We start from the raw sequence: 25,909 nt of genomic DNA, 5'->3' as shown, positions 1-25,909 counted from the left end.
GATGGAAACAGCTTTGAAAACGAAATACAATACTCCCGTAATTGTTGATATGTCGGTCATTCCGATTGCTGGTTATGATAGTATGCTATTAAATTTAAGCGGTGCACATGGTCCATATTTCACTAGAAATATAGTAATTATTAAGGATAGCAGCGGAAACACAGGAATAGGTGAAGTTCCTGGCGGGGAGGCAATCCGGAAGACGATTGAAGATGCAAAAGAATTATTAATGGGTGCTTCGATTGGAAATTATAATAACCTTTTAAATAAAGTAAGAAAGATGTTTGGAGATCGTGATTCTGCTGGCAGGGGACTACAAACCTTTGACTTAAGAATCACTATTCACGCAGTCACTGCTTTAGAGGCAGCCTTACTCGATTTACTAGGTCAATATTTAGGCGTTCCTGTTGCAGCCTTGCTCGGTGAGGGGCAGCAGCGTAAAGAGGTTGATGTTTTAGGATATTTATTTTATGTAGGAGATCGTAAAAAAACGACTTTACCTTACCGCAATGAACCTGGTGCTGAAGATGACTGGTTCCGCGTTCGCCATGAAGAGGCACTGTCACCTGAGGCAATTGTCATCCAGGCTGAAGCGGCGTATGAACGTTACGGATTCCAGGATTTTAAACTAAAGGGCGGTGTTTTAAGCGGGGATGAAGAAATTGAAGCTGTTACAGCCTTGGCGAAGCGATTCCCTCAGGCGCGCATCACTTTAGATCCGAACGGAGCCTGGTCATTGGAGGAGGCTATAAGGCTTTGCAAGGGTAAGCAGAACATTCTTGCTTATGCCGAGGATCCCTGCGGAGCGGAAAAAGGTTATTCAGCTCGAGAGGTAATGGCTGAATTTAGAAGGGCAACAGGAATTCAAACCGCAACAAATATGATCGCTACAGATTGGCGGCAAATGGGGCATACGATTCAACTGCAGGCAGTTGATATTCCTTTGGCAGATCCTCATTTCTGGACGATGCAAGGTTCAGTCCGGGTTGCACAAATGTGTGCTGACTGGGGATTAACTTGGGGATCTCATTCTAATAATCACTTTGATATTTCACTGGCGATGTTTACACATGTGGCTGCTGCTGCACCAGGAAATATTACAGCGATTGATACCCATTGGATTTGGCAAGACGGACAGCAATTGACAAAGGATCCATTCCAGATCGTCAATGGAAAACTTACTGTACCGGAAAAACCAGGTTTAGGCATTGAGATTGATATGGACAGAATAGAACAGGCGCACGAGGTGTACAAAAAGGAAGGACTAGGGGCCAGAGATGATTCCATGGCGATGCAATATTTGATAAACGGCTGGAAATTTGATCATAAGCGGCCTTGCCTAGTTCGTTAAGGAGAAACCCTTTTCAAGTCCAAACAATTAGCCCAACCCACTTGTTATATTCAGCAGATATATATAGATATTGCGTTCCTGTTAAAAGCAGGAACGTTTTGCTTTATTTTTATTAAATCAAGAAGCTGGAAAGGAATCTCGAATATCATTACGAATGTATAATAATAGACATGTTAAGTTACATTTTGCTTTATTCCTCTTTGAATAAATATTTATTTAATACCTTTTTATGTTGTAAATTATGATTAATAATGGATCGGAAAGAAGGAATATGATGAAACCAAAAGTGATTGTTTATCGGAAAACGTATGATCAAGTATTAGAGCTGCTTCGTGAGCAATGTGAGGTTATTTATTTTGAAAGTGTTGATTCTTCCAATCAAACTGCGTTTTATGATCATTTAAAAGATGCGCATGCCTTGTTCGGAGCTGGGATGAAGGTCGATAAAGATTTATTAGATAAGGCACCTAATCTGAAGGTTGTCAGCAATGTCTCCGTTGGCTATGATAACCTCGACTTAGCTGAATTAAGGGTTAGGGACATTTTAGCAACAAATACGAAGGGTTCCCTTGATGAAACGGTTGCAGATACGATGTTTGGTTTAATGCTTACGGTTGCCCGCAGGATTTCGGAATTAGATCAATTTGTCAAAAAAGGGGAGTGGAAAGCAAATATTCCTGAAGAACTTTTTGGTGTTGATGTTCATCATAAAACAATCGGAATCATCGGAATGGGTGGCATTGGCTCAGCGATTGCAAAAAGAGCTTATCACGGATTCGGTATGAGAGTAATCTATCATAATCGCTCACGAAATAGTGATGCAGAAGAGTTATACAAGGCCGAATATCAAACGCTGGAAGACCTGCTGAAGGAAGCTGATTTTGTATGTAATATGGCACCACTTACAGCACAAACAGAGAAACTAATTGGAGAAAGAGAGTTTGGCTTGATGAAGAAGTCGGGCATCTTTGTGAATGGATCTCGCGGTGCAGTTGTTGATGAGGAAGCTTTATACAGAGCTCTTAAAGAAAAGCATATTTTAGCAGCAGGAATAGACGTATATCAGGTTGAGCCCATTCATGCGGAACATCCATTACTAACACTTCCTAACCTCGTCACCCTCCCGCATATTGGCTCTGCTACAGCAGAAACACGTCTCGCTATGGGACTGCTTGCTGCAGAATCTTTATTGGAAGGTTTGAATGGCGGGGTTCCTGGAACAGCTATTGTTGTGTCACAGTGACGCCCCGGAATTCCTCGAAATCTGTCGAAAATAAAAACCACCTCTCTTATTTAGAGAGGTGGCAGTGTGATCATTTTACTATTATAGCGCTTAAGGCTTCATCTAAGGTTTTATATTGAAAATCAAATCCTGATTGAACCAGTCTTTCGGGGACTACCCAGCGGCTTTTTAAGACTAGCTCAGTTTCTGTTCCTATAAAAACAGCACCGAGCTCAAGCATCCATTTAAAAGCCGGAAGACCAAAGCTTTTTTTCATGTGTGCCCTTATTAATCGCATCTGCTCAATGTTTTTTACTGGGTGGGGAGCAGAACAGTTAAAAACGCCTTCCAGATGTTTATTGTCTCTTAAGAAAAGTGTTATTTGAAAAAGGTCTTCAATGTGTATCCAGCTGAACATTTGGCTGCCGGATCCTTGCTTGCCGCCAAGACCAAATTTGACCAGATTTACATAAGGTGTCATGACACCGCCGTCAGGTCCGAGCACGATCGCAATTCTTAGGGCTGCTTGTCTCGTTTTTGGCAACTGGAAAGAGAAAAAGGCATCTTCCCAAGATGTGGCAACATTTACTGAAAAGCCAGAGCCGATTTCACCTTCCGCTTCTGTCATGGGCCGGTCCTCAGCATGACGGTAGATGGTTGCAGTGCTTGAATTGATCCAAATCTCTGGCGGGTTAACACAAGCCTGCAGGGCTTTCCCTAATATATTTGTTGTTTCCGTTCTGGAGGTCAATATCTCTTTTTTATTTTTCTCATTGTAGCGGCAGTTCACTGATCTTCCAGCTAAATTAATGAGCATTTCTGCACCTTCTAACGCAGAAATAATGTCTTTTTCATTATTCCAGGCAATAGCAGGGGCAGTTCTGGCAATGATGATGACTTCATAACCGAGTTCTTGAAATTTTTGTTGAAAATAAGTGCCAACAAAACCTGTTCCTCCAGCTAAGACAACCTTTTTCAATTTCTCCACTCCCCAATCTTTAGCTTTTTTGTATTTTGGATGGATTGTTGATTTTATAAGGGACTGCTTCATCTATTATAAATTCTTCTTCTGCGTCCTTGCCTTGAGGCAGCTTTTTCTTGACGATTTTTCCGTCAAATTCGAGCTGTTCACCGGGAGAAAGCTCCCATTTCTTTAAAGTTTTAGAATGTGAACACCAGGCAAGTCCTACTTCAATCTTTTCTTCCTGTTGAATCGTTACATTCTCAAGAACCACCACTTCATCATTTTCTTCATTAAAATGATTCCAGCTTAACGCAAATTGCTTAACCTGTGCCGTAAAGTGAACTTTATCTTCTGGCAGAACAACCTTTTTTGGACTTTCTTTCTTCGGTTTTTTGGTTTCTTTTTTCGTTACAGTTTTTTTGGCTGCTGCAGGTTCTTGCTCTTTTTTCTCACTTTGAATTGAAGCAGGAGCCTGAGGAGCTTCACCGGCATCAGATAAATAGATTTTTCCAAAGCTTGCGGCCTGCATCTCTTTTAAGAAGGCAGGATGGATGCAGCCTAAGCTGCCATCTTCAAATTCAATAATGATGGTATTTCCTGAATGATCTTGACCGTATACCTCATAGCCCTTAATGGTTACAATGGACTGCTGCTTTCGATCTTTGTACCAATATTCACTTTTAGAGGCTGGCAAGCCCCATTCTTTCACTTTTTCTGTATATTCATCTGTATTTTCAAATTGAATATAATCGCCTTTTGGAGGAACGATTGTTTTTAATTCACTCATCTTTTCAAGTTCCCTCGCTTTCATTCCTTATGCTTTATAGTATATTCTATACTAGAAAAGAAGTAATTTCGAATCATTTCAGGGAATATATTCGGATATACTAAAGGTGAATATGTTCGGAAAGGCGGAGCAGGATGAGTGCAGATACAGCTAAATTTAAAGAAGTAATGGGCAACTATCCAACTGGAGTTACAGTTATAACAACAGTTGACGAGAGCGGTACACCACTTGGGTTAACAGTAAATTCATTTGCGTCCGTATCATTGGACCCGCTGATGATCCTTTGGTCTATTGATCATAAGGTTTCTTCACATGATGTGTTTAAGGAATCAGGCAAATTTGCTGTTCATGTATTAGCGGAAGATCAGGGAGAGCTATGTGCATTATTTGCAAGCAAGGGTATTGATCGATTTGCCAACTGCGAATGGAAACTATCACAACAAGGATTGCCGATCATCGAGGGTGCTTTGGGTGTTATGCAATGTAAAACATTTAAGAGTGTTGAAGCAGGAGATCATACCATTTTAATTGGGGAAGTTACTGACATTGATAGCCGTAAAAAAGAACCGCTGCTTTATCATAATCGCAAGTTTGGAAAGATTCCTGCTGAGTTTTATGAATAAGCTAAATTTTTAGAGACCAAATCATTGATTTGGTCTTTTTGTTAGCTGAATTGAATTTACAAAAGAAAAATGAAGTAAAGAATTATTCATTTTCATTTTCCTGTTTTAATTTAAATACCCATCTATGATAAAGTCTAGAAAGGTAGAATGTGAACCACATTGTTATAAAACTCCAATACCATGACCATTTTTTGTATCTAATTAAATTTGTGTACTTTATCGCTATTGCTTCAAACACTGTTATGGATGCCGAATATAAGGTATAATAACAAAATTTATATATTTTATTTCTTTTCTCCGGATAATGCAGATTAAATAATGAACATAAAGCAGGATAGACAAAATATTCAAATGTAAAACTAGACTTATTCGCTTTTTTGAAAAATAACCGATTAGGATAGGAGATCAATCCTTTTTCAACGACGAGAAGTCCAAATAGCCATGTAATTGTCTGTTTAAACAAAAAGGAAACATGTGCTTCGCGAATTCTGTTCTTTGGTACAAATATCATTAATAAAATGGACATAACAATCCAAGCTGAAATTTCAACTGTTTTATCTAATTTATGTTTCAAGATCTTCACCTCTATACCTATAGAATGGTTATGAAGTCTTGTTTTATGTATACATTTTTACAGGGTATTTGTAATTTGAATGCATATTACATTCATCATAAGAGTAGCTGGAAGTCACATTGTGAACAATATAACATTGCTCCATCAGCAAACCTTTTGTAAAATAAACAAAAAAATCTCTATAAAATACATAAAAGGAAATACCTAAGCAGTTATAAATAAAGGTGTGTAATTAAATGAAAAAAATTATCGTAATTGGCGCAGGCATTCTCGGTGCTTCCGCTGCTTATCATCTTGCTCGTAAAGGTACAGAAGTAATCTTAATTGATCGCTATGATAAGGGGCAGGCAACAGATGCTGCTGCCGGAATCGTCTGTCCATGGCTTTCACAGAGGAGAAATAAGCCATGGTATACACTGGTGAAAAATGGTGCGAACTATTATGCCGAATTAATCAAGATGCTCGATGAAGACGGAGAAAAGAATACGGGATATAAAAGGGTAGGTGCAATTGCTCTTCAATCTGAGAACAGCAAGCTATTAAAGTTAAAAGAAAGAGCTTTTCTGAAAAGAGAAGAAGCACCGGAAATCGGTGAAATTACTGAGATTAATGCCATTAAACAAAAGGAATTGTTTCCGCCGTTAAGTGATCAATATGAAGCTGTGCATGTAAGCGGAGGAGCACGAGTCAACGGCGGCAGACTCCGGCTTTCTTTGGTCAATGCAGCCCAAAAAAATGGAGCGCGAATTATTAATGGTTCTGCGCGTTTGCTGTCAGAGGATCAGAAAGTGATTGGTGCAGAGGTAAATGGAGAACATATACTGGCAGACGAAGTGATTGCTGTACCTGGTGTATGGGCAAAAGAATTGTTGTCACCGCTGCAAATTGATTTTCAAGTGTTTGCTCAAAAAGCGCAAATCATTCATTTAAAGCTCCAGGATGAACGTACAGGAGATTGGCCAGTGATTATGCCGCCAAACAACCAATACATGCTTGCATTCGAAAACGGTAAGATTGTGGCAGGTGCCACACATGAAGATTTGGAAACTTTAGAACTGCGGGTGACCGCAGGAGGGGTTCACGACATCTTAACGAAAGCACTGCAAATCGCACCAGGTCTTGAGGATGCTGAGCTTACTGAAGTAAAGGTAGGATTTCGTCCGCACACGCCGGGATTTTTACCAGTATTTGGGCGGATCCCTGAATTTAAAGGAATTCTTACTGCTAATGGCTTAGGAGCCTCAGGGCTGACAGCTGGTCCTTACGTAGGAAAATTATTAGCACAAATAGCTCTTGGAGAAGAAGCGGAAGTGAACCTGGAGGATTATGATGTAAGTACCGCTATTAAAACGAAGGAATAAAAAGCGTTTACAATAGCTGTAATAATTGCTAAACTAGTTACGAATTGAATAAATACGGGAGCCTGTGGAATCAGGCTGAGAGTATGACTAACTGTCATAGACCGTTTGAACCTGTTGGATAATGCCAGCGTAGGAAATGTGATTAGGGTATAACTATACACTTTGCTGGCGCGAAGTGTATTTTTTTATATCATTTTTTTAAAAGGAAATCATGGACTGTTCACTTAGAGTATTAAACGTGATCACTATGTCCTGCATTGCTTTTTAAAATATCCTTCACTTATTACACCATCCCCCAATCTAGTTGACTGCGGGCATTATCGTATTCAGGCCACTGATTATAGAAAGGCTGGAATCGAATATGACCCAAAAAGAGTTAATAGCTTCCATTCAAAAATTTATTCACGACGAACATTCTCATGATTTTAATGAGCTTGCACTGCAGCTGTTCCGATATCAGTTTGAGCATAATCTGCCATTTCAGCGTTTTAGCAAGCAAAAAAGAAAAACACCTCGAAATGTTAAAAATTGGAGAGACATCCCTTCTGTGCCGATTCAGGCTTTTAAAGATGTGCCGCTATCCTGTATATCTACAGAGCAAGCTGAAGCTACTTTTATGACGAGCGGTACAACTAAACACATAAAAGGAAAGCATTATCACCCAACACTGACAGTGTTTGATTCATCGATGATTACAAATTTTAAAAAGAGATTCATGAAAGAGCAAAAAGCGATAAAGATGGGAATTTTGTTTCCTGATCATGAGGAAATGCCCAATTCCTCACTAGCTCGGTACTTATTTCTGGCTAAAGCGTTTTTTGGCACTCCAGAAAGCAAGTATACATTGTCTGGCAATGGTATCAATTTTGAGTTGCTGCTTGAAGAATTAAAAACCGCGCAACAGTCAGGAGAGGCATATGCCTTATTAGGTGCAAGCTTTAGTTTTGTTCATCTAATCGATTATTTACAGGAAAAACAGCTATATTTTAAACTTCCAAAAGGCAGCAGGATTTTAGATACAGGTGGTTATAAAAACCAGTCCAGACATGTGGAGACAGGGGAATTCTATACAGCATTAAACACACACTTAGGTATCGAGAAATCAGATTGCATCAATATGTACGGCATGACAGAGTTAAGCACACAGTTTTATGATGACGGCAATGAAGAAATTCCATCTGTAAAATCAGGACCACATTGGATCCGTACTAGAGTTATAAATCCCTTAACTGGATTAGATATGCCATTTGGAGAAAATGGTGTGCTTGTTCATTATGACCTAGCTAACTTTAATTCTGCCCTCAGCATTTTAACAGAGGATTTAGGTGTAGAGACTGACAAAGGATTTCAGCTTTTAGGCAGGGTGCAAGGCTCTGAGCAAAAAGGATGCTCACTTGCAGTCGATGAATTTCTCCGATATGCGAAGGAGGAATCATAATGGAAATCACTGCTGGCTATTTGCCTGAAATGAACAATGAAACCATTGAATATAGGGAAATTATCTATTCTTATAACGGACTAACTGCAAAAGTGAAAGTACCTCAGCTTTCTCCGCAGCAGTTATCGAAGATCATGTCGATCGTGAAAGCTAATGCCCACATTTTAAAGAGCTTTTCAGTATCAGAGCTGGTAGCTATTATAGATCAAGCGATTCATATATTACTAGATCGTCAATCAAAACAGCGGAGATTAGCGGAGACTTGGCTGCCAATCATTACAGGATATGATCAGGAAATCATCCGTACAGGTTTAACCACATTTTTGCAGCGGTTTCGAAAACACGAGCTTCAGCGTTTTCTGGTGGAGGACTTCGGAAATCCGCAGCTCCTGGATGATTTTCAGCCTTTGGTGAAAGGCGGCTATTCAAAAGCAGTAGGAGCAGATGTTACCGGGCATATTTGGGCTGGAAATGTTCCGGGCCTTCCACTATGGAGCTTTATTTCAGCGTTGCTCGTCAAGTCTGGAAGCGTTGGAAAAACAGCAAGTGAAGAGCCGCTATTTGCCGGATTATTTGCGGACATTCTAGCAGAGGTAGAACCAAAGATAAAGAATTGCTTTGCCATTGTGACATGGAAAGGCGGAGATGAAGAAAGGGAGGCTCTTTTTTTTGAAGGATGTGAGACGATCATTGCTTATGGAAGTGATCAAAGCCTTGCATCTATTAAACAGAGAGTACCGGTTACAAGCAAGCTCATTTCCCATGGTCATAAAATCAGTTTCTCGATTATCGGGAAAGAAAGTCTTCATATGCAAAAAGCAGTAGAAACGAGTCATTTGGCTGCACTGGATCTCATTCGCTATGATCAGCAAGGCTGCTATTCACCTCAAGCAATTTTTGTTCAAAAAGGCGGGCTGATTACACCTGGTGAATTTGCGAAATATCTTGCTCACGAGCTGTCCGCGCTGGAAATCCGGTTCCCGCGCAGAGAACTGTCAATAGAAGAGTCTGCTTCTTTCATTCGCAATCAGCAAAGAGAAGAAATGAGCTTGTTTGCAGAGGAAAATAAAGAAATAATCTCTGATGAAAACGGAAGATGGATTGTCATTTATAAAGATCATTCAAGTGAATTCCTGCCAAGTGTTTTAAACAGGTCTATTCAAGTATTTGCTTTTGATGAAATTGACGAGGTGTTAGAAAAGATTAAGCATTATAAAAAATGGCTGCAGACAGCAGGTATGAGTACCTCTCCGGAAAATGTCTTTCTGTGGAGTCAAAAACTATCGCTTCATGGGGTTACAAGAATGACGGGGATTGGCAGGATGACCTCCCCAGAAGCAGGCTGGCACCAGGATGGCGGCTTTAGTTTAGCAGATTTAGTGAAGATGACTGATATTGAAGCAAGCACATTAGAGTTGGCTGAGCCGCTTTCTGCTTATTCAAATTAAAGGAGAGTGATCTTGTTGGGTTTTTTAGAGATTCAAAATGTTCGTTTTTCTTACGGTCAGCAGCGAAACATTATAGATCACGTCTCATGGCAAATTGAAAAGGGAGAGTTTCACTGTCTGCTTGGCAGGAGCGGCTGCGGAAAAACAACCTTACTAAAACTTGCTGCTGGTTTACTGCAGGGTGAAGATGGACAGATCATGATTAATAATAAGAAGGTAACAAAACCATCGAATGAATATGGTTTTGTATTTCAATCACCCACATTGCTTGAGTGGAAAACGGCCATCGAAAATGTTCTACTGCCTATTAAATTGAAAAGAAAAATCAAAGAGCAAGATCAACTCGAGGCCAATAACCTATTAGCTCAAGTCGGTTTAGCAGAGCATATCCACAAATTTCCTTCTGAACTATCAGGCGGTCAGCAAAGCAGGGTTGCTATTGCAAGGGCTCTAATTCAAAAACCGATTATTCTATTTTTAGATGAACCTTTTGCTGCTTTAGATGCCATTACAAGGGAAGAACTGCAGCACGATCTCCTTCAATTGTGCAAGGAACAGGAAACAACCGTTTTATTTATTACACATGATATTTCTGAAGCTGTGTTTTTAGCCGATCGTATAGCGGTGTTGGACAGGGGCAAAATCATTTTTGATACCATAATAAACTTGGAAAGACCCCGTCTGGAAAATACCCGTTATAGTGTTTCTTTTAATACATACAGCAAAAAGATAAGAGATGTTATGGGGAGTAAACATATATGAACAGACATGCTGGTGTATCAATCGGAATCTTTATTGTGCTGCTGATTATCTGGGAGCTTGCAGCACAGAGAATGTCACAGCTCGTTTTGCCTTCGCCTATGATCATTTTGGAGACTTTATGGCTGCATCTAACGAGCGGATATTTTCTTCCTCACATAGGGAGAACGATTTCAGAAGTACTGTTAGGTCTTTTACTTGGAGGACTTTTTGGATTAACAGCTGGAATCGTGATGGGAGAGTCAGTCTTTTTTCGCAAAGTATTAACTCCTTATTTAATTGCCAGTCAAGCAGTGCCGAAGCTGGCTTTAGCTCCCTTATTCATTTTATGGTTTGGATTTGGCATGACATCAAAGGTAGTAATCACTGCTTTAGTTTGTTTTTTTCCTATATTAGAAAACACGATGACAGGTTTAAAGTATAGCAATAAACAGCAATTAGATTTGTTTAGAATGCTTGGTGCAAACAAATGGCAAATCCTCTTTCAATTAAAAATTCCTGCGGGCATTCCAGCTATTATTGCCGGTTTTCGTGTAGGTGTTGTGCTGGCATTGGTTGGAGCTGTGGTAGGAGAATTTATCGGAGGCAGTGAGGGACTTGGTGCTGTCATTATTGCTTCACAGGGAATGATGGATACCCCGCTTATGTTTTCCAGTCTTATTTTGCTCACAGCACTCGGTATGATGTTATATCAGACTGTCAATCTAATTGAAAATAAATACTTCGCTAAATATATAAGGAGACAAAGATAAATGAGAAAAATAGTCTGCATGATTCTGTGTACGTCCTTTATACTTTTCGCTTGCAGCAGTTCCAGTGAAGATGCAGGTAATAATAAGGAAACAGAAAAAATAACCATAGCTAATTGGAGCAAGCTGATTACAGAGCAAACAAATTTACTTGTAGATGAGGAAAAAGGATTCTTTTCCAAAAAAGGCTTAGAAGTTGAGATTATTCCGGGGAACGGGGGAGGAGATGCAATTAAAAACATCCTTTCCGGAAATGCAGATATCGCTTTTACTGATCCTGGATCATTATTTTTTGCCTTGGATCAAGGTGAAAAGCTAAAGGTTATATATAATATTTATCCTCAAAATGTTTTCAACATTGTATCACTAAAAGAAAATAATCTGACACGTCCGGAAGATTTAAAAGGAAAGACAATAGGTGTATATAGTTTGTCCAGCGGAACGCGGCAAAATTTGCTGATTGCTCTTCATCAGGCAGGGCTGACAGAAAACGACGTGAAAATAGTAGAAACAGGATTATTAAATTTTGCTCCGCTGATACAGGGGCAAGTGGATGCAACTGCCGCTACCGATACGGGTCTTTATACTGGTCAGCAGAAGGGGCTTGGAGAAGTGGATGTCATAGAGGTGAAGGACTATCTTAATATGCCAAGTGATGTTTTTGTTGTAACAGAGAAATATTATAAAGAAAATGAAGCATTGCTTAAGGCGTTTTTGCAATCCTATAAAGAGAGTGCGGAATGGATGATTGAAAACCCTAATGAAGCAGCAGAACTGGCCGCCGAGTATGCAATTGACGGACAGGATACAGCTATGAATCTGGAAATCATTAAATTGCGAAATAAATCTAGTATATATAAGGAAGACGATTATCGGCTGGGGGAAGTTGATCCAGAAGTATTACAGGATGCAGCAGACACTTATTTTGAGCTTGGGCTAATAAAAAAGAAGCTCGATATGAATGAGGTTATAGATGATCTTCTCTATGAGGAGCGTGAAAACTGATGCTGATGGATGGAAAAGTGGTTCTCGTAACTGGAGCCAGCAGAGGAATCGGTGCAAGTATTGCTCGTGCCTTTGCAAAAGAAGGTGCTCTAGTCATTATCAATTATCTGCAAAATCGTGAAGCGGCCGAAAGGGTAGCAAAGGAATGTTCTGATTTAGGTGGTGAAGGCTGGCCAATTCAAGGTGATGTTACCAACGAACTTGCAGTGCAAGAGATGATTGAAGAGGCTATGGAAGCAGGGAGAATTGATGTACTGGTCAATAATGCTTTTAAATCCTATATTTTTGATGCTGAAAACCGTAAACCAGCAGGAGAATTATCGTGGACGGAGTACCAGGAGCAGATAGACGGCTCGCTGCGGTCTGCATACAATATGTGTCAGGCTGTTATTCCTATTATGAAAACTCAAAGTAATGGCAGTATTATTAATATCACTACCAATCTGATTGAACGGCCAGTTGTTCCATACCATGACTATATTACAGGTAAATCAGCATTAGCAGGGTATTCAAAAAACCTGGCAGCTGATCTTGGAAGGTTTGGGATCCGTGTAAATTGTGTAGCGCCAGGTCTTGTGTATCCTACCGATGCAACGAAGCACACTAAACAAGATTTAAAGGACAGCATCATCTCCCAAACACCATTGCGCAGATTGGCGAAGCCAGAGGATATTGCCGGACCAGTCTTATTTTTAGCATCAGATATGAGTTCATTTATAACAGGTCAGACTTTAATGGTTGATGGCGGATTGGTGATGAAATAGACGTCTAGCTATTTTATAAACTGTACTCTGCTAAAAATTAGACTCTGTTTCGTGAAGCCTTTATAATAGCTATAAGAAAAAAGGAACGGAGACTTTTATATGCCTAAAACAGCCGTAATCGCTGGTGCAACTGGTTTAGTAGGAAGAGAACTGCTTCAGCTGCTTTTAAATGAAAATGCATACGAGAAGGTAGTTGCTCTGGTGCGCAGACCGCTGGAAATACAAAATGACAAATTAGTCGAAGTCGTTTGCGATTTTAACAACTTGCATGCTTATGAGGAACTATTTAAAGCAGAAGATATATTTTGCTGTTTAGGTACAACGATTAAAAAAGCAAAGACACAAGAAGCAATGTATAAGATTGATGTTGAATATCCTGCTGCAATGGCTAAGCTGGCACACAGACAAGGAGCACAGCATTTTATCTTGATTAGTTCAATGAATGCCAACCCAAATTCCAAAATTTTTTATTCGCGAATGAAAGGAGAGCTTGAACAAAAAATCAAGGAATTGGACTTACCCGCCTTTTCCATCATTCATCCCGCATTGCTTGTTGGAGAACGGGAAGAATTCAGATTAGGAGAAGGTGCAGCAATCACTGTATATAAACTCTTATCCAAAATGTTTTCATCATCAAAGCTAAGTTCGATCGGAATAAAAGCACATAATGTAGCTGTGGCCATGTATAATATTGCTCAATTGGATCGCAATGGAACAAAAACATATTCATCTCAAGAGTTATATGAACTTTCGATGAAAAACACTTGATGCTGGGAAAAAACGAAATTAATCTTTCTAAAACACGAATATTCAATATCTTGGTTTGGGTATTTAAACAAGTCCGTTCCATTGCGCTGCGGACCCTCGCTTTCCGTGGGGAGGAAGCTGAGCCTCCTCGGAGCAAACTCCTGCGGGGTCTCACCTTTTCCTCTATTGCCCACAGGAGTCAAGGGTCCTCCGCTCCATTTCACTCATGCTAATAAATACATTTATAATCGTAAAAAAACCGAATGATTAGAAAGATGACTCCCTAATCATTCGGTTCTATGAGAGTGTTAAATACTTATATCCCATGTCCCAGCTTCTTTATTATCTCAAATAATGATTTACTCTGCCTTCATCCGATGATAAGACTGCAGTTCCTCTTCAATCATTTTCATTTTTTCTTCCTGTGCAGTGGTTGAACGTCCAAATGATTCCAGTTTTTCTACATCATCCTGGAGACGCATATATTCCATTTTTAATTCTGCGATTTTTGCTTCTATTTGTTTATCAGTCATTTTAATTCCTCCTTATTAAAACTTATAAAACTAGTTTATAACAAATGAATCGTTAAAAAAAAATCAAATTGACTGCTTTTTCATTGATTTGCGAATAACGAGAGTATTCAATCTACTAATTGTGCTATTATGTGGTAAAGCGAAACATCACTAATCAGCAAATGTTTATCAGATGCAAAATGTGATAAGAAGAAATATAAATAGAAGAATGAAGGGGCTGCTGCAAAATGAAAAAACTCTTACTCACAGGCTTCGAGCCGTTTTTACAATTTAAAATAAATCCAACTATGAAAATAGCATCTGAATTAAATGGACAAAGTATTGGTGACTATGAGATCCACTCGGAAATATTGCCAGTAGATTTTCGTATTGCCGGTCAGAAACTTCTGTCTTACATAGAAAAATATAAGCCTAATGCTGTTATTTCACTGGGGTTAGCTGGTGGACGCTATAAAATAACGCCAGAGCGAATAGCCATTAATATAAATGATGGTGAATCAGATAACAGCGGAAATAAACTGGAGGATGAGCGAATCATTGACGAAGGAGAAGACGGCTATTTTACAACACTCCCCATAAGAAACATGATTAATAGCCTGCATAGCGGCGGACTGCCTGCTGAAATTTCAAATTCTGCTGGAACATATCTATGTAATCACGTCATGTATCAAGCTTTGCATTATGCAAAGAAGCAGGAGGCTGATATGAAAGCTGGTTTTATTCATATACCTGCTTCACATGAATTAGCAGTAGTGCACGGCAAAATCCCAAGCATGTCACATGAAGACTTACTAAAAGGAATCCGTATTTGTATTGAGGTGCTTTCGGAAAATGATAGATCATAAGATCATACCCGCAGTCATGCAGACAGGAGAGAGGAGCATCCGCTTTTCTTTTGGTGACGAGATCTCGGATGAGACTTTTCAGCAAATAAAAGTATTTGGTCAACTTATTCGAACATACGGAAAGTTTGAAATTGAAGATGTGGTACCGAGCTACACAACCGTACATGTATATTTTCATTCGAACACAATTTCACCTATTGAATGGGCACATAAATTACTTGAAAACTGGAATGAAATTGATTTAAAAACAAATAAAGATCAACCCTATAATCATATTCAAATTCCTGTGTGCTATGAGGAAGAATTTGCTCTTGATATACAAAAAGTGATGAAACATACAAGTTTGACACATAACGAAATGATTAACCTTCATACAGCACCAGCCTATGCTGTCCATGCCATCGGATTTTTGCCGGGATTTCCCTATTTAGGCGGTTTGCATCCACGTTTAGCGACTCCTCGCTTAGAGGTGCCAAGAGAGAGATTAGGAGAAGGGACTGTTGGCATTGGCGGTGCCCAAACAGGTGTATATCCAGTAAGTTCACCTGGAGGCTGGAATATTATTGGCCGCACCCCTCTCTCACTCTATCAGCCTAAACGCAAAATCCCTTTCCTATGCAAAGCTGGTGATATCGTTAGGTTTCAAGCAATCTCAGTGAAACAGTTTTGGGAGATTAAAAGAGATTTAGAACAAAATCCAGATGATATACAGCATTGGGTAACAAGAATATCAGCTGAAGATAATAGAGGTGAACAATGAGAATAGATATAAATGCAGATGTTGGCGAAAGCTACGGTTTATATAAAATTGGTGAAGATAATGAATTGTTTCAGAGTATTACTTCTGCTAATATTGCCTGCGGCTTTCATGCAGGTGACTATAACGTCATGTTCTCTTCTGTCAAATTGGCAGCAGAAAGAGGAGTGGCGGTTGGTGCACACCCAGGTTATCAGGACATTCAAGGGTTTGGGAGACGAAATATTGAAATGACTCCCTCCGAAATATATAACTGTGTTGTTTATCAAATCGGTGCATTAAAAGCGTTTTGTGATGTGAATGGGATTTCTCTTCAGCATGTTAAGCCGCATGGAGCACTTTATAATAAAGGTGCAAGTGATGCACAAACAGCAAAAGCAATTGCTGAAGCAACATATGATGCTGCGCCGAATGCCATTCTTTTTGGATTGGCAGGCAGTCAAATGCTTAAACAGGCTAAGATCGCTGGCTTAAAAACGGCTGCTGAAGCCTTTGCGGACCGCTGTTATACTGAAGACGGCTATTTAACTCCCCGCAGCAATCCGCAATCAGTTTTAACGGACCGTCATTTAATCCTAGAGCAAGTCAAAAATATTGTCATTCATAAAAAAGTTCGCACTCTATCTGGCAGCTGGATCTCTTTGAATGCGGAAACCATTTGCTTTCATGGAGACGGAGAAAATTCGGCTGCGATTACCCGCTTTATCCGTGCTGAGTTAGAAAAAGAGGGAATTTCAGTCCTTTCGGCAGGCGATATGAAATGATACCTATCCTTAAAGTCAGAAAAACTGGTATTTACAGTTCCTTTCAGGATTTAGGCCGTAAAGGGCATCAGAAATTTGGAATTCCGATCTCAGGAGCTCTTGATCAGAAGGCTTTTTCCTTAGGCAATTATATTATGAAAAATGATCCAAATGCAGCAGCCATTGAGATATTATTTATGGGCTTAGAGCTGGAACTGCTTGCAGATCATCGATTGCTTTTTACCGGGAGGGAAGTAAGCGCGACTTTAGATGGAGTTCCAATCCCAATGTGGAAAACATTCACTGCTAGAAAGGGGCAGATTATAAAAGCTAGTGGAAACAAAGACTCGAAGATTAGTTATCTGTTTTCTGAAACAGGTTTTAGTGCACCTCAATATTTTAATAGTTCATCCGTATTTCCAAAAGGACAACTTGGATCAGCCCTTTCAAAAGGAATGATTCTTTATGCAGCCGGACCAGCTAGTAAAAGTGGCGAGCGAGGGTTAATACAATCTGAAATTCCTGTTTATGAATCAGAAATTAAGGTGAAGATTTGGAAAAGTCCTCATCTTCAAATGTTTGAAAAAAGCTGTAGACAAGCTTTTGAAAGTGAGGAGTATGTCTTAAAAACAGGCGATCGTATGGGATATTTTTTATCAGGACCAGCTATGGTTAGCAAACATGGTCATGATATTTTGTCAGAAGCTGTCCAATTTGGAACCATTCAGGTTCCAAGCAGCGGTCAGCCCATTATTCTGATGGCAGATGCACAAACAATAGGTGGTTATACGACAATTGGAAAAGTTGCTGAAGAGGATTTATGGAAGCTGGCACAGCTTCCGATCGGCGGCAAGGTTAGGTTCTCTTTTAAATAGGACAAAGTAAATAGCTGTTTTCAGTCTGGCTAATAATGACGGCCGGCAGTAATCGCAAAAAGATAGGAAGAGAACGTTAGATCACGTGATGTTTTTACTATTAAACAGCTTCTTATTATCTATAATTATTAGTGAAATATAGTATTTGGCAAGAATGGAATAAACTTCAATGTATATTTAATCATTTATTTCAGGTTTATAAATAGTAAAATTGAAATAGATCATATATACTAAAGGAACTAAAGCTATGTGGGGTGTGGATCATGAGCTGTGATATTTGCCATCCAAAAGCATTTGGTTACACAGTATATTTTTCAGATGAAAATCAAGCAGACAAAATAATTCAATATCTTTCTGCAGAAAATGACATGCACGACGGACATGTCATTAACCAAAGACTTGTATGGGTTTTAGAATCACTTTTCTTTGACTTTCTTGATTATGCAGAGGCACATTTAAACATGGATACTATTTTTGCCGTACAATCTGATCGCCTGGATCCTTTAAAGGCATTGCATTCATTAAAAAATGCACGAGAGTTTCAACCTTTAAGAGAAGCCAGCTGGGTTGATGAAATCATCATCAATAAGAGTTTAACCACTCATTACCAGCCAATTGTTACGGTAGAAAACGGGCTGGTAAAGATTGTAGGGCAAGAATTATTGTCAAGAGGGCTGTCTGAAGAGGGAAAGCTGATTTCTCCTTTTCATATGTTTGAAGCAGCTCGAGTGAGAAATCGACTCTTTGCACTAGACCATGCTTGCAGAATCAATTCGGTCAGTAATGCGGGAGAAGTTGAAAAGGATCAGCTGATTTTTATAAACTTTTTGCCAACTGCAATCTATTCGCCTGAGCATTGCCTGAAAAGCACGCTTGAGCTGATTGAAAAAAAAGGCATCAAGTCTTCGCAAATTGTATTTGAAGTTGTAGAAACAGATGAAGTTAAAAACATTGCACATCTAAAGCGGATATTAGAGTATTACCGTAAGCATGGTTTTCAATATGCATTAGATGATGTTGGTGTAGGTTATAATGGCATTAATAAAATTAGAGAACTTAAACCTGACTTTGTTAAATTAGCGCTGGAATTTTCGAACGGTGTAAGCACTGATCCTGAAAAACAAGAAATGGCAAAGTCCGTTTTGGACATTACTCAGGAGATAGGTGGTGTGGCACTCGCTGAAGGAGTAGAAACTGAGGAGGATTTCCTTTATCTGCAAGCACTTGGCTATGAACTTTTTCAGGGATACTACTTCTCAAAGCCTGTGCCAAAACCCATTCAAGAATTAAAAGCAAGCTAATAGTATGCTGCAGTGTATGAACATACGCTGCAGTTTTTTTATGCCATAAAAGCATTTTTTATTTTTATTAAGCTAGTCAATAATAAAAAATTTGATAGAATATTAGAATGTAATATGTTACTTTTTAAGTAATTATATGTTTGAGGTGTAAAAGAAAATGGCAAGAAAAGTGAAAATAACAGGAATAGGCATCTATTTGCCTAAAAGAATTGTAACAGCTTCTGAAATTGATATGCTGATTGGTGCAGCCCCTGGCTGGAGTGAAGCGAAATCTGGTGTCAAACAGCGACATTTTATTATAGATGAAACTGCTTCATTTATGGGAGCAGAGGCGGCGAAAATGGCACTTAAACATGCAGGCATGAGCTTGGATGATATAGATTGTATTGTAAGCGGGAGCGGCACGATGGAACAAGCAATTCCATGTAATGCCGCTCTTATTCAAAAGGAGCTGGGATTAGAACATTCGGGTGTACCGGCTTTTGATATAAATTCTACTTGTTTAGGATTTGTAGCTGCTCTTGATGTGATCAGCTATATGATTGATGCAGGAAAATATAAAAATGTTCTAATCATAAATTCTGAAATTTCCTCAGTTGGCTTAAACTGGCGCCAGGATGAAAGCAGTGTGCTTTTCGGTGATGGAGCAACCGCAGCCATCATCACGAAAAGTGAGGGTTCTTCATGTATATTGACATCAAGAATGGAAACATATAGTGCGGGTGCTGCTTTTTCTGAGATTCGCGGAGGCGGAACCAAGGTACATCCACGCCATTATAGTGAAGAGACAAAGGCAGATTATTTATTTGATATGGACGGCAAAGCTATTTTTAAAATGTCGTCAAAATTGATGAATCCCTTTATAGAAAAGTTATTTACCGGAACCGGGCTGGAGATGAAGGATATCAATATGGTCATACCGCATCAGGCAAGCTGGGCAGCGATGAAGATTATCCGCAAAAAGCTGAAGGTGGAAGAACCTCGTTTTATGAGTATTATTGAAAACTATGGAAATATGATTTCTGCGTCCATCCCTCTTGCCCTATATGAAGCAATAAAGGTAAAGCGAATTCAAAGAGGTGATCGAATTTTGCTGCTGGGAACTTCTGCTGGTCTGAGCATTGGGGGAATGGTTCTTGAATATTAAGACTGTGCTTGTTACTGGAGCAAGGTCACCTGCGGCTCTTCATTTATGCAGACTATTAAATGAAGCTGGTGTAAAGGTGTATGGAGCTGATAGTGATCCTTTCTCCCTTACGAAAGCTTCTAATTCGATAGAAAAATTTATCCTTCTGCCTTCAGCTAAATTTGCAGCGGATTCTTATATTGAAAAACTCAATAAAATGATTTGTACCTATAACATTGAGCTTATTATTCCAACCTGCGAGGAAACATTTTATTTATCTAAAAAAGCAGAACATCTTACCTGTCCTGTTTTTGCAGGGGATTTTAAGCAGTTAGAACTTCTGCATAATAAATATACATTTATCCAACTTGCAGAAAGCTGTATCATGCCAGTTCCCAAAACAAATGAGTTATCTAAAGATGCAGTTGAAGATTATAGCAAAATGCCGAATGGTTTTATTGTAAAGCGCAAATTCACCCGTTTTTCAGATCATATAATGTATGGAGATCGAATGGAAAGCATTCCGTCAGAGTTGTTTGAGGATACTTCTGAATGGATTATACAGGAAAGGCTGACAGGGGTTCAGTATTGTTCATACTCAATTGCTTTAAAGGGAGAAGTTCTCGCACATTCTGTTTATAAATCAGAATACACAGCAGGCGAAGGGGCATCTCTCCATTTTCAGCATGTGCCTAGGCCTGACATCGAGGATTTTGTACTGAAAATAGTCAAAACATTGCAATATTCAGGGCAAATCTCTTTTGATTTTATCGTAAATGAAAGCGATCAAGCCATCCCTATTGAATGCAATCCCCGCACTACAAGCGGTATTCATTTATTTGGGACAGAGCTCATTGAGCACTTGCAATCCAAACATAGTGAAATGCTTTATCCAAGGAAAGAAATACATTATATGATCAGTGCTGCCATGCTCTTATATGGTTATTCAAATATCAGAAAAACCAAAAAAACGAAAGAATGGCTTAAAATTATGTTTACCTCTCGTGATATTATTTTTAACATGAAGGATATAAAGCCTTTATTCTATCAATCTATTAGTTTAATCAATATATGGAGACAAAGCAGAAAGAATTCAGTAAGTATACTTACACAATCAACTCTCGATATTTGCTGGGATGGTGAAGAGTTTTGAAGATGGTCGTAACAGGTGCGACAGGATTTCTTGGTCAAAAGCTTGCAGTGAGATTAGCACAATTGGGACATGATGTAATCGGGCTTGGCCGAAATGAACAAGCGGGAAGAAATTTACAAAGAAGCGGCATATGGTTTAAGCAGGTAGAACTTTCGAATCGCCAGGATGTGCTTGATGCTTGTCAAAACGCAGATTATGTATTCCATTGTGGTGCGCTATCGTCACCATGGGGAAAATATGAAGACTTTTATCAAGCAAATGTCATGGGAACAAAGCATATCATTGAAGCTTGTCAAATGCATGGAATTAAACGCCTGATTCATGTCTCCACACCTAGTATCTATTTTTATTATGATGAAAGAAAGAATGTAAAAGAAGACGATGTTCTCCCGCAGTCATTTGTGAATGAATATGCACAAACCAAATTTTTAGCAGAAAAAGAGGTTGATGAGGCCTTTCGGAATGGCTTACCTGTCATTACCATCAGACCAAGAGCGATCTTTGGACCTGGAGATCAAGCGATCCTGCCACGGCTTATAAGGGTTTGCGAAAAGGGTGCACTTCCGAAAATCGGGAATGAAAAGGTAGAGGTGGACGTCACTTATGTTGAAAATGTCGTCGATGCTCTGCTTTTGTGCATGAGTTCAGGCAATCATACGCTTGGCCAAAAGTACAATATTACAAATGGTGTTAATGTTGATTTATATGGAATAGTTGAGAAAGTAATGGACCAGCTTGGAAAGCCAGTCCGTTATAAAAAAATATCCGAAAAAACAGCATTTACGATAGCGAAAGGGCTCGAGTTCGTTTTCAAACATTTCCTGCGCGGACGTGAACCTGTTTTAACAAGATATACGGTAAGCGTGCTTTCAAAAAGCCAGACACTGAATATTGAGAAAGCAAAAGCAGAATTAGGGTATCAGCCTCGGGTCAGCGTTGAAGAAGGCATGCTTCATTTTACAGAATGGTGGAAAGAAAACAATGGCAATTGAATGGGTTAAATTATACGAATGCGGTTATTGCACACATCCTGAAAAAATCGTCAATCCAAAGGGTAGTCTCAAACCTGTCAAATTTCCCGCAACCGTAGCGCTTATTAAACATCAAACAAAAGGATATATTTTATTTGATACAGGCTATGCACAACGATTTTTGACCGAAACTGAAAAATTTCCTTATTCTATCTACAGAAAGCTGACGCCTGTTTTTTTTACTGAAGAACAGGCGATTGTCCATCAGCTTGCCAAGGATGGAATAAAAGCAGAAGAGATAACAACGATCATCCTTTCGCATTTTCATGGAGATCATACAGCCGGATTAAAGGATTTTCCTCATGCTGAGATTGTCACCTTTCGAAAAGGATATGAAGATGTTGAGTATTACAGTAAGCTTCGAGCTTTAACGAAAGGCTGCCTGCTTGATTTACTTCCTGCAGATTTTAATAGCAGATCCCGATTTATTGATGATGAACGCCCAGTGGAGTTATCGAACAGAGGAGATTTTCATGAAGGATATACTGTTTTCACAGATGACGACACGATCGTTGCAGTTGACTTAACTGGACATGCCATCGGTCAGTTTGGCGTATTTATAACCTTAAAAAGCGGTAAAGTTTTATTTCTATGCGCAGATGCAGTATGGAGCAGCATTGCGTATGAAAAACTAGTTTACCCGCATGTGATTGCTAATCTATTGATTGCGGATAAACGAGCGTATGTTCATCACATACAGCGTCTGCATTCCTTAATGCATACTCATCCTGAGATTGAAATACTGCCAACACATTGTCAGGTGACATGGAACAAAGTACAAAAAGGTGAAATCTATGAGTAAATGGAAAATACTCTTGCAGTACATAAAAACAAAAAGAAGAACCTTTCGTTCTAGAACCGATTTATTGGCATACCAAAATAGAAAGATCAAATCTCACCTGGAATACATCCAGCAAAATTCACCGTTTTATGCTGATTTACTGAAGCCGTACCAAAAAGAAATAAATGAACATCGGTGGGATGAACTGCCGATTATAGATAAAACGATCATGATGGAACATTTTGATACATTTAATACGGTCAATATTCGTGCGAACGAAGCGTTTAAAGTTGCAATGGAGGCAGAAGAGACGAGAAACTTCTCACCGAAAATTCGCGATGTTTCCATCGGGTTATCCTCTGGTACTAGCGGAAACAGGGGAATATTTTTAATTTCTGATCAGGAAAGAGCGATTTGGAGTGGGACGATTCTCGCAAAATTGCTGCCTTCCTCCATTTTTAGAAAGCATACAATCGCTTTTTTCCTAAGAGCAAACAACAATTTATATGAGGCAGCAGGAGAAGGACGAATCTCTTTTCATTTTTTTGACCTTTTGGATTCCTTAGAATCACATCAAAAGAGATTAAATGATTTAAAACCTTCCATTGTTGTTGGACCACCATCGATGTTAAGAATGATAGCTGACTGGCAGAAGCAAAATGAAGTGGAAATAACTCCTCAGAAAATCATATCTGTTGCAGAAGTACTTGAAGAGATTGATCAGCGTTATATTGAAAAAGTATTTCAGCAAAAGCTTCATAATGTTTATCAATGTACAGAAGGCTTTTTGGCAGCCACATGCAGTCATGGAACCATTCATTTCAATGAAGATCTTGTTTGTATACATAAACAGTATGTAGATAAAGAAAAAGGCATGTTCATGCCAGTCATTACCGATTTCACAAGAACATCTCAGCCGATTATTCGCTATCAGCTTAATGATTTATTAGTTGAAAAGAAAACAGCCTGTTCGTGCGGATCTCCATTTATGGCCGTTGAGCGAATAGATGGTCGCAGTGATGATCTTTTTTACGGAATTCACACAGAGAGCGGAGAGAAGCTGCCGATCTTTCCAGACTTTTTAAGAAGAGCCGTTATGACAGCACACGAGCAGATCACTGAATATAAAATGGTGCAGTCGCACTTGGATAAAATCATCATCTTGATTAAGGGTAAAGATGATCAAACCGAAATGGAGCAAGAAGTAAAGAAACATATATGGAGGTTATATGATACATTGCACCTTCATCGTCCACAGCTAATTTTCCAAATGTATGATGAAACCCCTTCTCATATTAAGCGCAAACGAATTGAAAGCAGACTGCAAGAAAAACCATGATCGTAAACCTTTATGACCAACATTCATTTGACCAGATCCCTTGGAGTGAAATCGACAATGGCGCTTACATACAGGCATATTTTGAACATCTTGTAAGAGATGGGGTTCAACAATATATTGAAAATGTGAAAACAGATTTATATTTTATTAGAATAGATCACCTGCTTTTACCGATCACCAAAAATGATAGCCAATATGAAAATTCGTATGTATGTTCTCCTTATACACATTATATTTCTTATGCCAAGGAAGAGCTTTGGGAGCTAGGCAATAAGCCATTAGAATATATTTTTGAAAAAATCATCAGCCTATTAGGATTTTGTCTTCGAAAAAGCTCGTTTAATAAAGTGGTGATTGTGAACAATTGGCTGTTATCGACTAACTTATATTCTGCCCAGCTTACATCACAGCAAATGAAAGATCTAACGGCGTGTTTAACAGAAGCTTTTCCAGAGCATACCATCATGTTCCGCTCTCTTAATAATAAGCTGCATCTTTCTATGATGAGAGATTTTCGTGAAGCGGGTTATAGAAAAATCATGTCTCGTTCGATTTATTTGCTGAATGAAGACGCTGGAAGCAACTTAACAGGAAAAGAGAAAAAGTTGCTGCGGCAAGATGCCTCATTGTTTGCCAAGCATATGCTGCTGGTGGAAGAGACGCCTAGGAATATAGAAAGGTATGCATCTTGCGCTTATGAACTTTATCGTCAGCTGTATATTCAGAAATACTCCCAGCATAATCCGCAATTTAATATGAGATATTTTAACGAAATTATGAAGAAAAACTTGATGCATTTTAAATGGATTAAAAATGAGGATGTCGTAGGGGTCATAGGCTATTTTACGGTTCATTCTGTATTGACAACACCTATTTTGGGATACAACACAAAAATAGGTAAACAACTAGGCTTATATCGAATACTTTCATATTTGATCACAAAAGAGATCCTCGATCACGGATATATCGGACACAGAAGTGCTGGTGCAAGTGAATTTAAAAGGAAACGCGGAGCAAAACAGTATATCGAATACAATGTCATTTATCAGAAACATTTGTCCTTTAGCCGAAAATGGTCGTGGATGCTTGTAAAATGGGTGATGGACCGATTTGTGGAACCACTGGCGAAAAAAAGAAAGTTTTAAGATAGGAGATCGGAGGATTTTTGTTGGAACTCTGGTATTCCCGAAACCAGTTCCCCGCTAGGATTTCAGGAATTAGAATAACATTGTAAATCCCGAAACCAATTCCATGCAAGGATTTCAGGAATCAGAACATTAATGTAATTCCCGAAACCAGTTCCATGCAAGGATTTCAGGAATCAAAACGTCAATGTAATTCCCGAAACCAGTTCCATGCAAGGATTTCAGGAATCAGAACGTCAATGTAATTCCCGAAACCAGTTCCATGCAAGGATTTCAGGAATCAGAACATCAATGTAAATCTCGAAACCAGTTCCATGCAAGGATTTCAGGAATCAGAACATCAATGTAAATCTCGAAACCAGTTCCCCGCTAGGATTTCAGGAATCAGAATAACATTGTAATTCCCGAAACCAGTCGACCGCAGGATTTGGGGGAATCAGAACACAGGTAAGATAATAAGAGCCTTACAAGAAATCGTTATATCTAAA

At 39.1% G+C, this 25,909-nt stretch carries 26 protein-coding genes and 1 riboswitch; of the genes, 22 read left to right on the top strand and 4 right to left on the bottom strand.

Annotated features, from left to right (window positions below; all coding sequences use genetic code 11):
- Position 1 precedes the first annotated feature (1 nt).
- Complete coding sequence (gudD, locus tag J1899_RS12015; protein WP_214473934.1) at positions 2–1,351, top strand: glucarate dehydratase; 1,350 nt, start codon at positions 2–4, stop codon at positions 1,349–1,351.
- 271 nt (positions 1,352–1,622) lie between these two features.
- Complete coding sequence (locus J1899_RS12010; RefSeq protein WP_343216717.1) at positions 1,623–2,594, top strand: 2-hydroxyacid dehydrogenase; 972 nt, start codon at positions 1,623–1,625, stop codon at positions 2,592–2,594.
- Between the two features lie 70 nt (positions 2,595–2,664).
- Here J1899_RS12010 and J1899_RS12005 read toward each other — a convergent pair whose 3' ends face one another.
- The gene (locus J1899_RS12005) at positions 2,665–3,552 is read right to left on the bottom strand and encodes a TIGR01777 family oxidoreductase (protein WP_246586468.1); all 888 of its coding nucleotides are present in this window, start codon (positions 3,550–3,552) and stop codon (positions 2,665–2,667) included.
- 19 nt (positions 3,553–3,571) lie between these two features.
- Positions 3,572–4,324, bottom strand: a complete 753-nt coding sequence (locus J1899_RS12000; RefSeq protein WP_246586467.1) for a hypothetical protein — start codon at positions 4,322–4,324, stop codon at positions 3,572–3,574.
- A gap of 134 nt (positions 4,325–4,458) precedes the next feature.
- Between J1899_RS12000 and J1899_RS11995 the strand changes: the two genes are divergently transcribed.
- Positions 4,459–4,947, top strand: coding sequence for a flavin reductase family protein (locus J1899_RS11995; protein WP_066445348.1), 489 nt, complete (start codon positions 4,459–4,461; stop codon positions 4,945–4,947).
- Positions 4,948–5,029: 82 nt separating this feature from the next.
- On the opposite strand, the gene J1899_RS11990 is transcribed toward J1899_RS11995, so the two are convergent.
- Positions 5,030–5,521 (bottom strand): CBO0543 family protein, encoded by a 492-nt coding sequence (locus J1899_RS11990; RefSeq protein WP_214473928.1) that lies wholly within the window; start codon positions 5,519–5,521, stop codon positions 5,030–5,032.
- A 236-nt stretch (positions 5,522–5,757) separates the two neighbouring features.
- Here J1899_RS11990 and J1899_RS11985 point away from each other — a divergent pair, with 236 nt between their 5' ends.
- The 8 genes from J1899_RS11985 to J1899_RS11950 all read left to right on the top strand — a co-directional run bounded on the left by J1899_RS11985 (position 5,758) and on the right by J1899_RS11950 (position 13,813).
- Complete coding sequence (locus J1899_RS11985; RefSeq protein ID WP_214473926.1) at positions 5,758–6,882, top strand: NAD(P)/FAD-dependent oxidoreductase; 1,125 nt, start codon at positions 5,758–5,760, stop codon at positions 6,880–6,882.
- Positions 6,883–6,926: 44 nt separating this feature from the next.
- A riboswitch (TPP riboswitch) is annotated at positions 6,927–7,035 on the top strand.
- 208 nt (positions 7,036–7,243) lie between these two features.
- Positions 7,244–8,320 carry a LuxE/PaaK family acyltransferase gene (locus J1899_RS11980; protein WP_214473925.1) on the top strand — a complete coding sequence of 359 codons (1,077 nt, stop codon included), beginning with the start codon at positions 7,244–7,246 and terminating at the stop codon, positions 8,318–8,320.
- Positions 8,320–9,768 (top strand): acyl-CoA reductase, encoded by a 1,449-nt coding sequence (locus J1899_RS11975; RefSeq protein WP_066445358.1) that lies wholly within the window; start codon positions 8,320–8,322, stop codon positions 9,766–9,768. The genes J1899_RS11980 and J1899_RS11975 overlap by 1 nt, the downstream gene beginning before the upstream one ends.
- A gap of 6 nt (positions 9,769–9,774) precedes the next feature.
- Positions 9,775–10,530: an ABC transporter ATP-binding protein gene (locus J1899_RS11970; protein ID WP_425514975.1), complete on the top strand. Its 756-nt coding sequence runs from the start codon at positions 9,775–9,777 to the stop codon at positions 10,528–10,530.
- The gene (locus J1899_RS11965) at positions 10,527–11,279 is read left to right on the top strand and encodes an ABC transporter permease (protein WP_214473923.1); all 753 of its coding nucleotides are present in this window, start codon (positions 10,527–10,529) and stop codon (positions 11,277–11,279) included. The genes J1899_RS11970 and J1899_RS11965 overlap by 4 nt, the downstream gene beginning before the upstream one ends.
- The gene (locus J1899_RS11960) at positions 11,280–12,281 is read left to right on the top strand and encodes an ABC transporter substrate-binding protein (protein WP_214473922.1); all 1,002 of its coding nucleotides are present in this window, start codon (positions 11,280–11,282) and stop codon (positions 12,279–12,281) included.
- The gene (locus tag J1899_RS11955) at positions 12,281–13,045 is read left to right on the top strand and encodes an SDR family oxidoreductase (RefSeq protein WP_214473921.1); all 765 of its coding nucleotides are present in this window, start codon (positions 12,281–12,283) and stop codon (positions 13,043–13,045) included. Before J1899_RS11960 ends, J1899_RS11955 begins: the two co-directional genes overlap by 1 nt.
- Positions 13,046–13,144: 99 nt before the next feature.
- Positions 13,145–13,813, top strand: a complete 669-nt coding sequence (locus J1899_RS11950) for an NAD(P)H-binding protein (RefSeq protein WP_214473919.1) — start codon at positions 13,145–13,147, stop codon at positions 13,811–13,813.
- A 338-nt stretch (positions 13,814–14,151) separates the two neighbouring features.
- Here the strand turns inward: J1899_RS11950 and J1899_RS11945 are convergent, their stop codons facing one another.
- Positions 14,152–14,325: an SE1832 family protein gene (locus J1899_RS11945; protein WP_192912991.1), complete on the bottom strand. Its 174-nt coding sequence runs from the start codon at positions 14,323–14,325 to the stop codon at positions 14,152–14,154.
- Positions 14,326–14,552: 227 nt separating this feature from the next.
- Here J1899_RS11945 and pcp point away from each other — a divergent pair, with 227 nt between their 5' ends.
- The 11 genes from pcp (at position 14,553) to J1899_RS11890 (ending at position 25,421) form a co-directional block, all read left to right on the top strand.
- Positions 14,553–15,170 carry a pyroglutamyl-peptidase I gene (gene pcp, locus J1899_RS11940; protein ID WP_214473918.1) on the top strand — a complete coding sequence of 206 codons (618 nt, stop codon included), beginning with the start codon at positions 14,553–14,555 and terminating at the stop codon, positions 15,168–15,170.
- Positions 15,157–15,930 (top strand): 5-oxoprolinase subunit PxpB, encoded by a 774-nt coding sequence (pxpB, locus tag J1899_RS11935; RefSeq protein WP_214473917.1) that lies wholly within the window; start codon positions 15,157–15,159, stop codon positions 15,928–15,930. Before pcp ends, pxpB begins: the two co-directional genes overlap by 14 nt.
- Complete coding sequence (locus J1899_RS11930) at positions 15,927–16,691, top strand: LamB/YcsF family protein (RefSeq protein ID WP_214473913.1); 765 nt, start codon at positions 15,927–15,929, stop codon at positions 16,689–16,691. The genes pxpB and J1899_RS11930 overlap by 4 nt, the downstream gene beginning before the upstream one ends.
- The gene (locus J1899_RS11925) at positions 16,688–17,545 is read left to right on the top strand and encodes a 5-oxoprolinase subunit C family protein (protein ID WP_214473912.1); all 858 of its coding nucleotides are present in this window, start codon (positions 16,688–16,690) and stop codon (positions 17,543–17,545) included. The genes J1899_RS11930 and J1899_RS11925 overlap by 4 nt, the downstream gene beginning before the upstream one ends.
- Positions 17,546–17,808: 263 nt before the next feature.
- Positions 17,809–18,846 (top strand): EAL domain-containing protein, encoded by a 1,038-nt coding sequence (locus J1899_RS11920; protein ID WP_066445382.1) that lies wholly within the window; start codon positions 17,809–17,811, stop codon positions 18,844–18,846.
- Between the two features lie 157 nt (positions 18,847–19,003).
- Positions 19,004–19,993: a beta-ketoacyl-ACP synthase III gene (locus tag J1899_RS11915; RefSeq protein WP_214473910.1), complete on the top strand. Its 990-nt coding sequence runs from the start codon at positions 19,004–19,006 to the stop codon at positions 19,991–19,993.
- The gene (locus J1899_RS11910) at positions 19,983–21,125 is read left to right on the top strand and encodes an ATP-grasp domain-containing protein (RefSeq protein ID WP_214473907.1); all 1,143 of its coding nucleotides are present in this window, start codon (positions 19,983–19,985) and stop codon (positions 21,123–21,125) included. The genes J1899_RS11915 and J1899_RS11910 overlap by 11 nt, the downstream gene beginning before the upstream one ends.
- Positions 21,122–22,117, top strand: coding sequence for an NAD-dependent epimerase/dehydratase family protein (locus J1899_RS11905; protein ID WP_214473905.1), 996 nt, complete (start codon positions 21,122–21,124; stop codon positions 22,115–22,117). The genes J1899_RS11910 and J1899_RS11905 overlap by 4 nt, the downstream gene beginning before the upstream one ends.
- Complete coding sequence (locus tag J1899_RS11900) at positions 22,107–22,958, top strand: MBL fold metallo-hydrolase (RefSeq protein WP_214473903.1); 852 nt, start codon at positions 22,107–22,109, stop codon at positions 22,956–22,958. Before J1899_RS11905 ends, J1899_RS11900 begins: the two co-directional genes overlap by 11 nt.
- Complete coding sequence (locus J1899_RS11895; protein WP_214473898.1) at positions 22,951–24,276, top strand: F390 synthetase-related protein; 1,326 nt, start codon at positions 22,951–22,953, stop codon at positions 24,274–24,276. The genes J1899_RS11900 and J1899_RS11895 overlap by 8 nt, the downstream gene beginning before the upstream one ends.
- Positions 24,273–25,421: a hypothetical protein gene (locus J1899_RS11890; RefSeq protein ID WP_214473896.1), complete on the top strand. Its 1,149-nt coding sequence runs from the start codon at positions 24,273–24,275 to the stop codon at positions 25,419–25,421. Before J1899_RS11895 ends, J1899_RS11890 begins: the two co-directional genes overlap by 4 nt.
- The last annotated feature ends 488 nt before the right edge of the window (positions 25,422–25,909 follow it).

It is taken from the genome of Cytobacillus gottheilii (assembly GCF_018582665.1).
GTDB classification, from domain to species: Bacteria; Bacillota; Bacilli; order Bacillales; family Cytobacillaceae; genus Cytobacillus; species Cytobacillus gottheilii.
The sequence above is the reverse complement of the archived record's forward strand: the minus strand, read 5'-3'. Positions and strand labels throughout refer to the sequence as shown.

Bases quoted from the DNA above. Each gene is read 5' to 3' on its own strand.
- J1899_RS11985 (WP_214473926.1), top strand. From the start codon at position 5,758: ATGAAAAAAATTATCGTAATTGGCGCAGGCATTCTCGGTGCTTCCGCT.
- J1899_RS11900 (WP_214473903.1), top strand. From the start codon at position 22,107: ATGGCAATTGAATGGGTTAAATTATACGAATGCGGTTATTGCACACAT.
- pxpB (WP_214473917.1), top strand. From the start codon at position 15,157: ATGATAGATCATAAGATCATACCCGCAGTCATGCAGACAGGAGAGAGG.
- J1899_RS11890 (WP_214473896.1), top strand. From the start codon at position 24,273: ATGATCGTAAACCTTTATGACCAACATTCATTTGACCAGATCCCTTGG.
- J1899_RS11965 (WP_214473923.1), top strand. From the start codon at position 10,527: ATGAACAGACATGCTGGTGTATCAATCGGAATCTTTATTGTGCTGCTG.
- J1899_RS11955 (WP_214473921.1), top strand. From the start codon at position 12,281: ATGCTGATGGATGGAAAAGTGGTTCTCGTAACTGGAGCCAGCAGAGGA.
- J1899_RS11975 (WP_066445358.1), top strand. From the start codon at position 8,320: ATGGAAATCACTGCTGGCTATTTGCCTGAAATGAACAATGAAACCATT.
- J1899_RS11980 (WP_214473925.1), top strand. From the start codon at position 7,244: ATGACCCAAAAAGAGTTAATAGCTTCCATTCAAAAATTTATTCACGAC.
- gudD (WP_214473934.1), top strand. From the start codon at position 2: ATGGAAACAGCTTTGAAAACGAAATACAATACTCCCGTAATTGTTGAT.
- J1899_RS11915 (WP_214473910.1), top strand. From the start codon at position 19,004: ATGGCAAGAAAAGTGAAAATAACAGGAATAGGCATCTATTTGCCTAAA.
- pcp (WP_214473918.1), top strand. From the start codon at position 14,553: ATGAAAAAACTCTTACTCACAGGCTTCGAGCCGTTTTTACAATTTAAA.
- J1899_RS11930 (WP_214473913.1), top strand. From the start codon at position 15,927: ATGAGAATAGATATAAATGCAGATGTTGGCGAAAGCTACGGTTTATAT.
- J1899_RS11950 (WP_214473919.1), top strand. From the start codon at position 13,145: ATGCCTAAAACAGCCGTAATCGCTGGTGCAACTGGTTTAGTAGGAAGA.
- J1899_RS11895 (WP_214473898.1), top strand. From the start codon at position 22,951: ATGAGTAAATGGAAAATACTCTTGCAGTACATAAAAACAAAAAGAAGA.
- J1899_RS12000 (WP_246586467.1), bottom strand. From the start codon at position 4,324: ATGAGTGAATTAAAAACAATCGTTCCTCCAAAAGGCGATTATATTCAA.
- J1899_RS11920 (WP_066445382.1), top strand. From the start codon at position 17,809: ATGAGCTGTGATATTTGCCATCCAAAAGCATTTGGTTACACAGTATAT.
- J1899_RS11945 (WP_192912991.1), bottom strand. From the start codon at position 14,325: ATGACTGATAAACAAATAGAAGCAAAAATCGCAGAATTAAAAATGGAA.
- J1899_RS11960 (WP_214473922.1), top strand. From the start codon at position 11,280: ATGAGAAAAATAGTCTGCATGATTCTGTGTACGTCCTTTATACTTTTC.
- J1899_RS11995 (WP_066445348.1), top strand. From the start codon at position 4,459: ATGAGTGCAGATACAGCTAAATTTAAAGAAGTAATGGGCAACTATCCA.
- J1899_RS11925 (WP_214473912.1), top strand. From the start codon at position 16,688: ATGATACCTATCCTTAAAGTCAGAAAAACTGGTATTTACAGTTCCTTT.
- J1899_RS12010 (WP_343216717.1), top strand. From the start codon at position 1,623: ATGATGAAACCAAAAGTGATTGTTTATCGGAAAACGTATGATCAAGTA.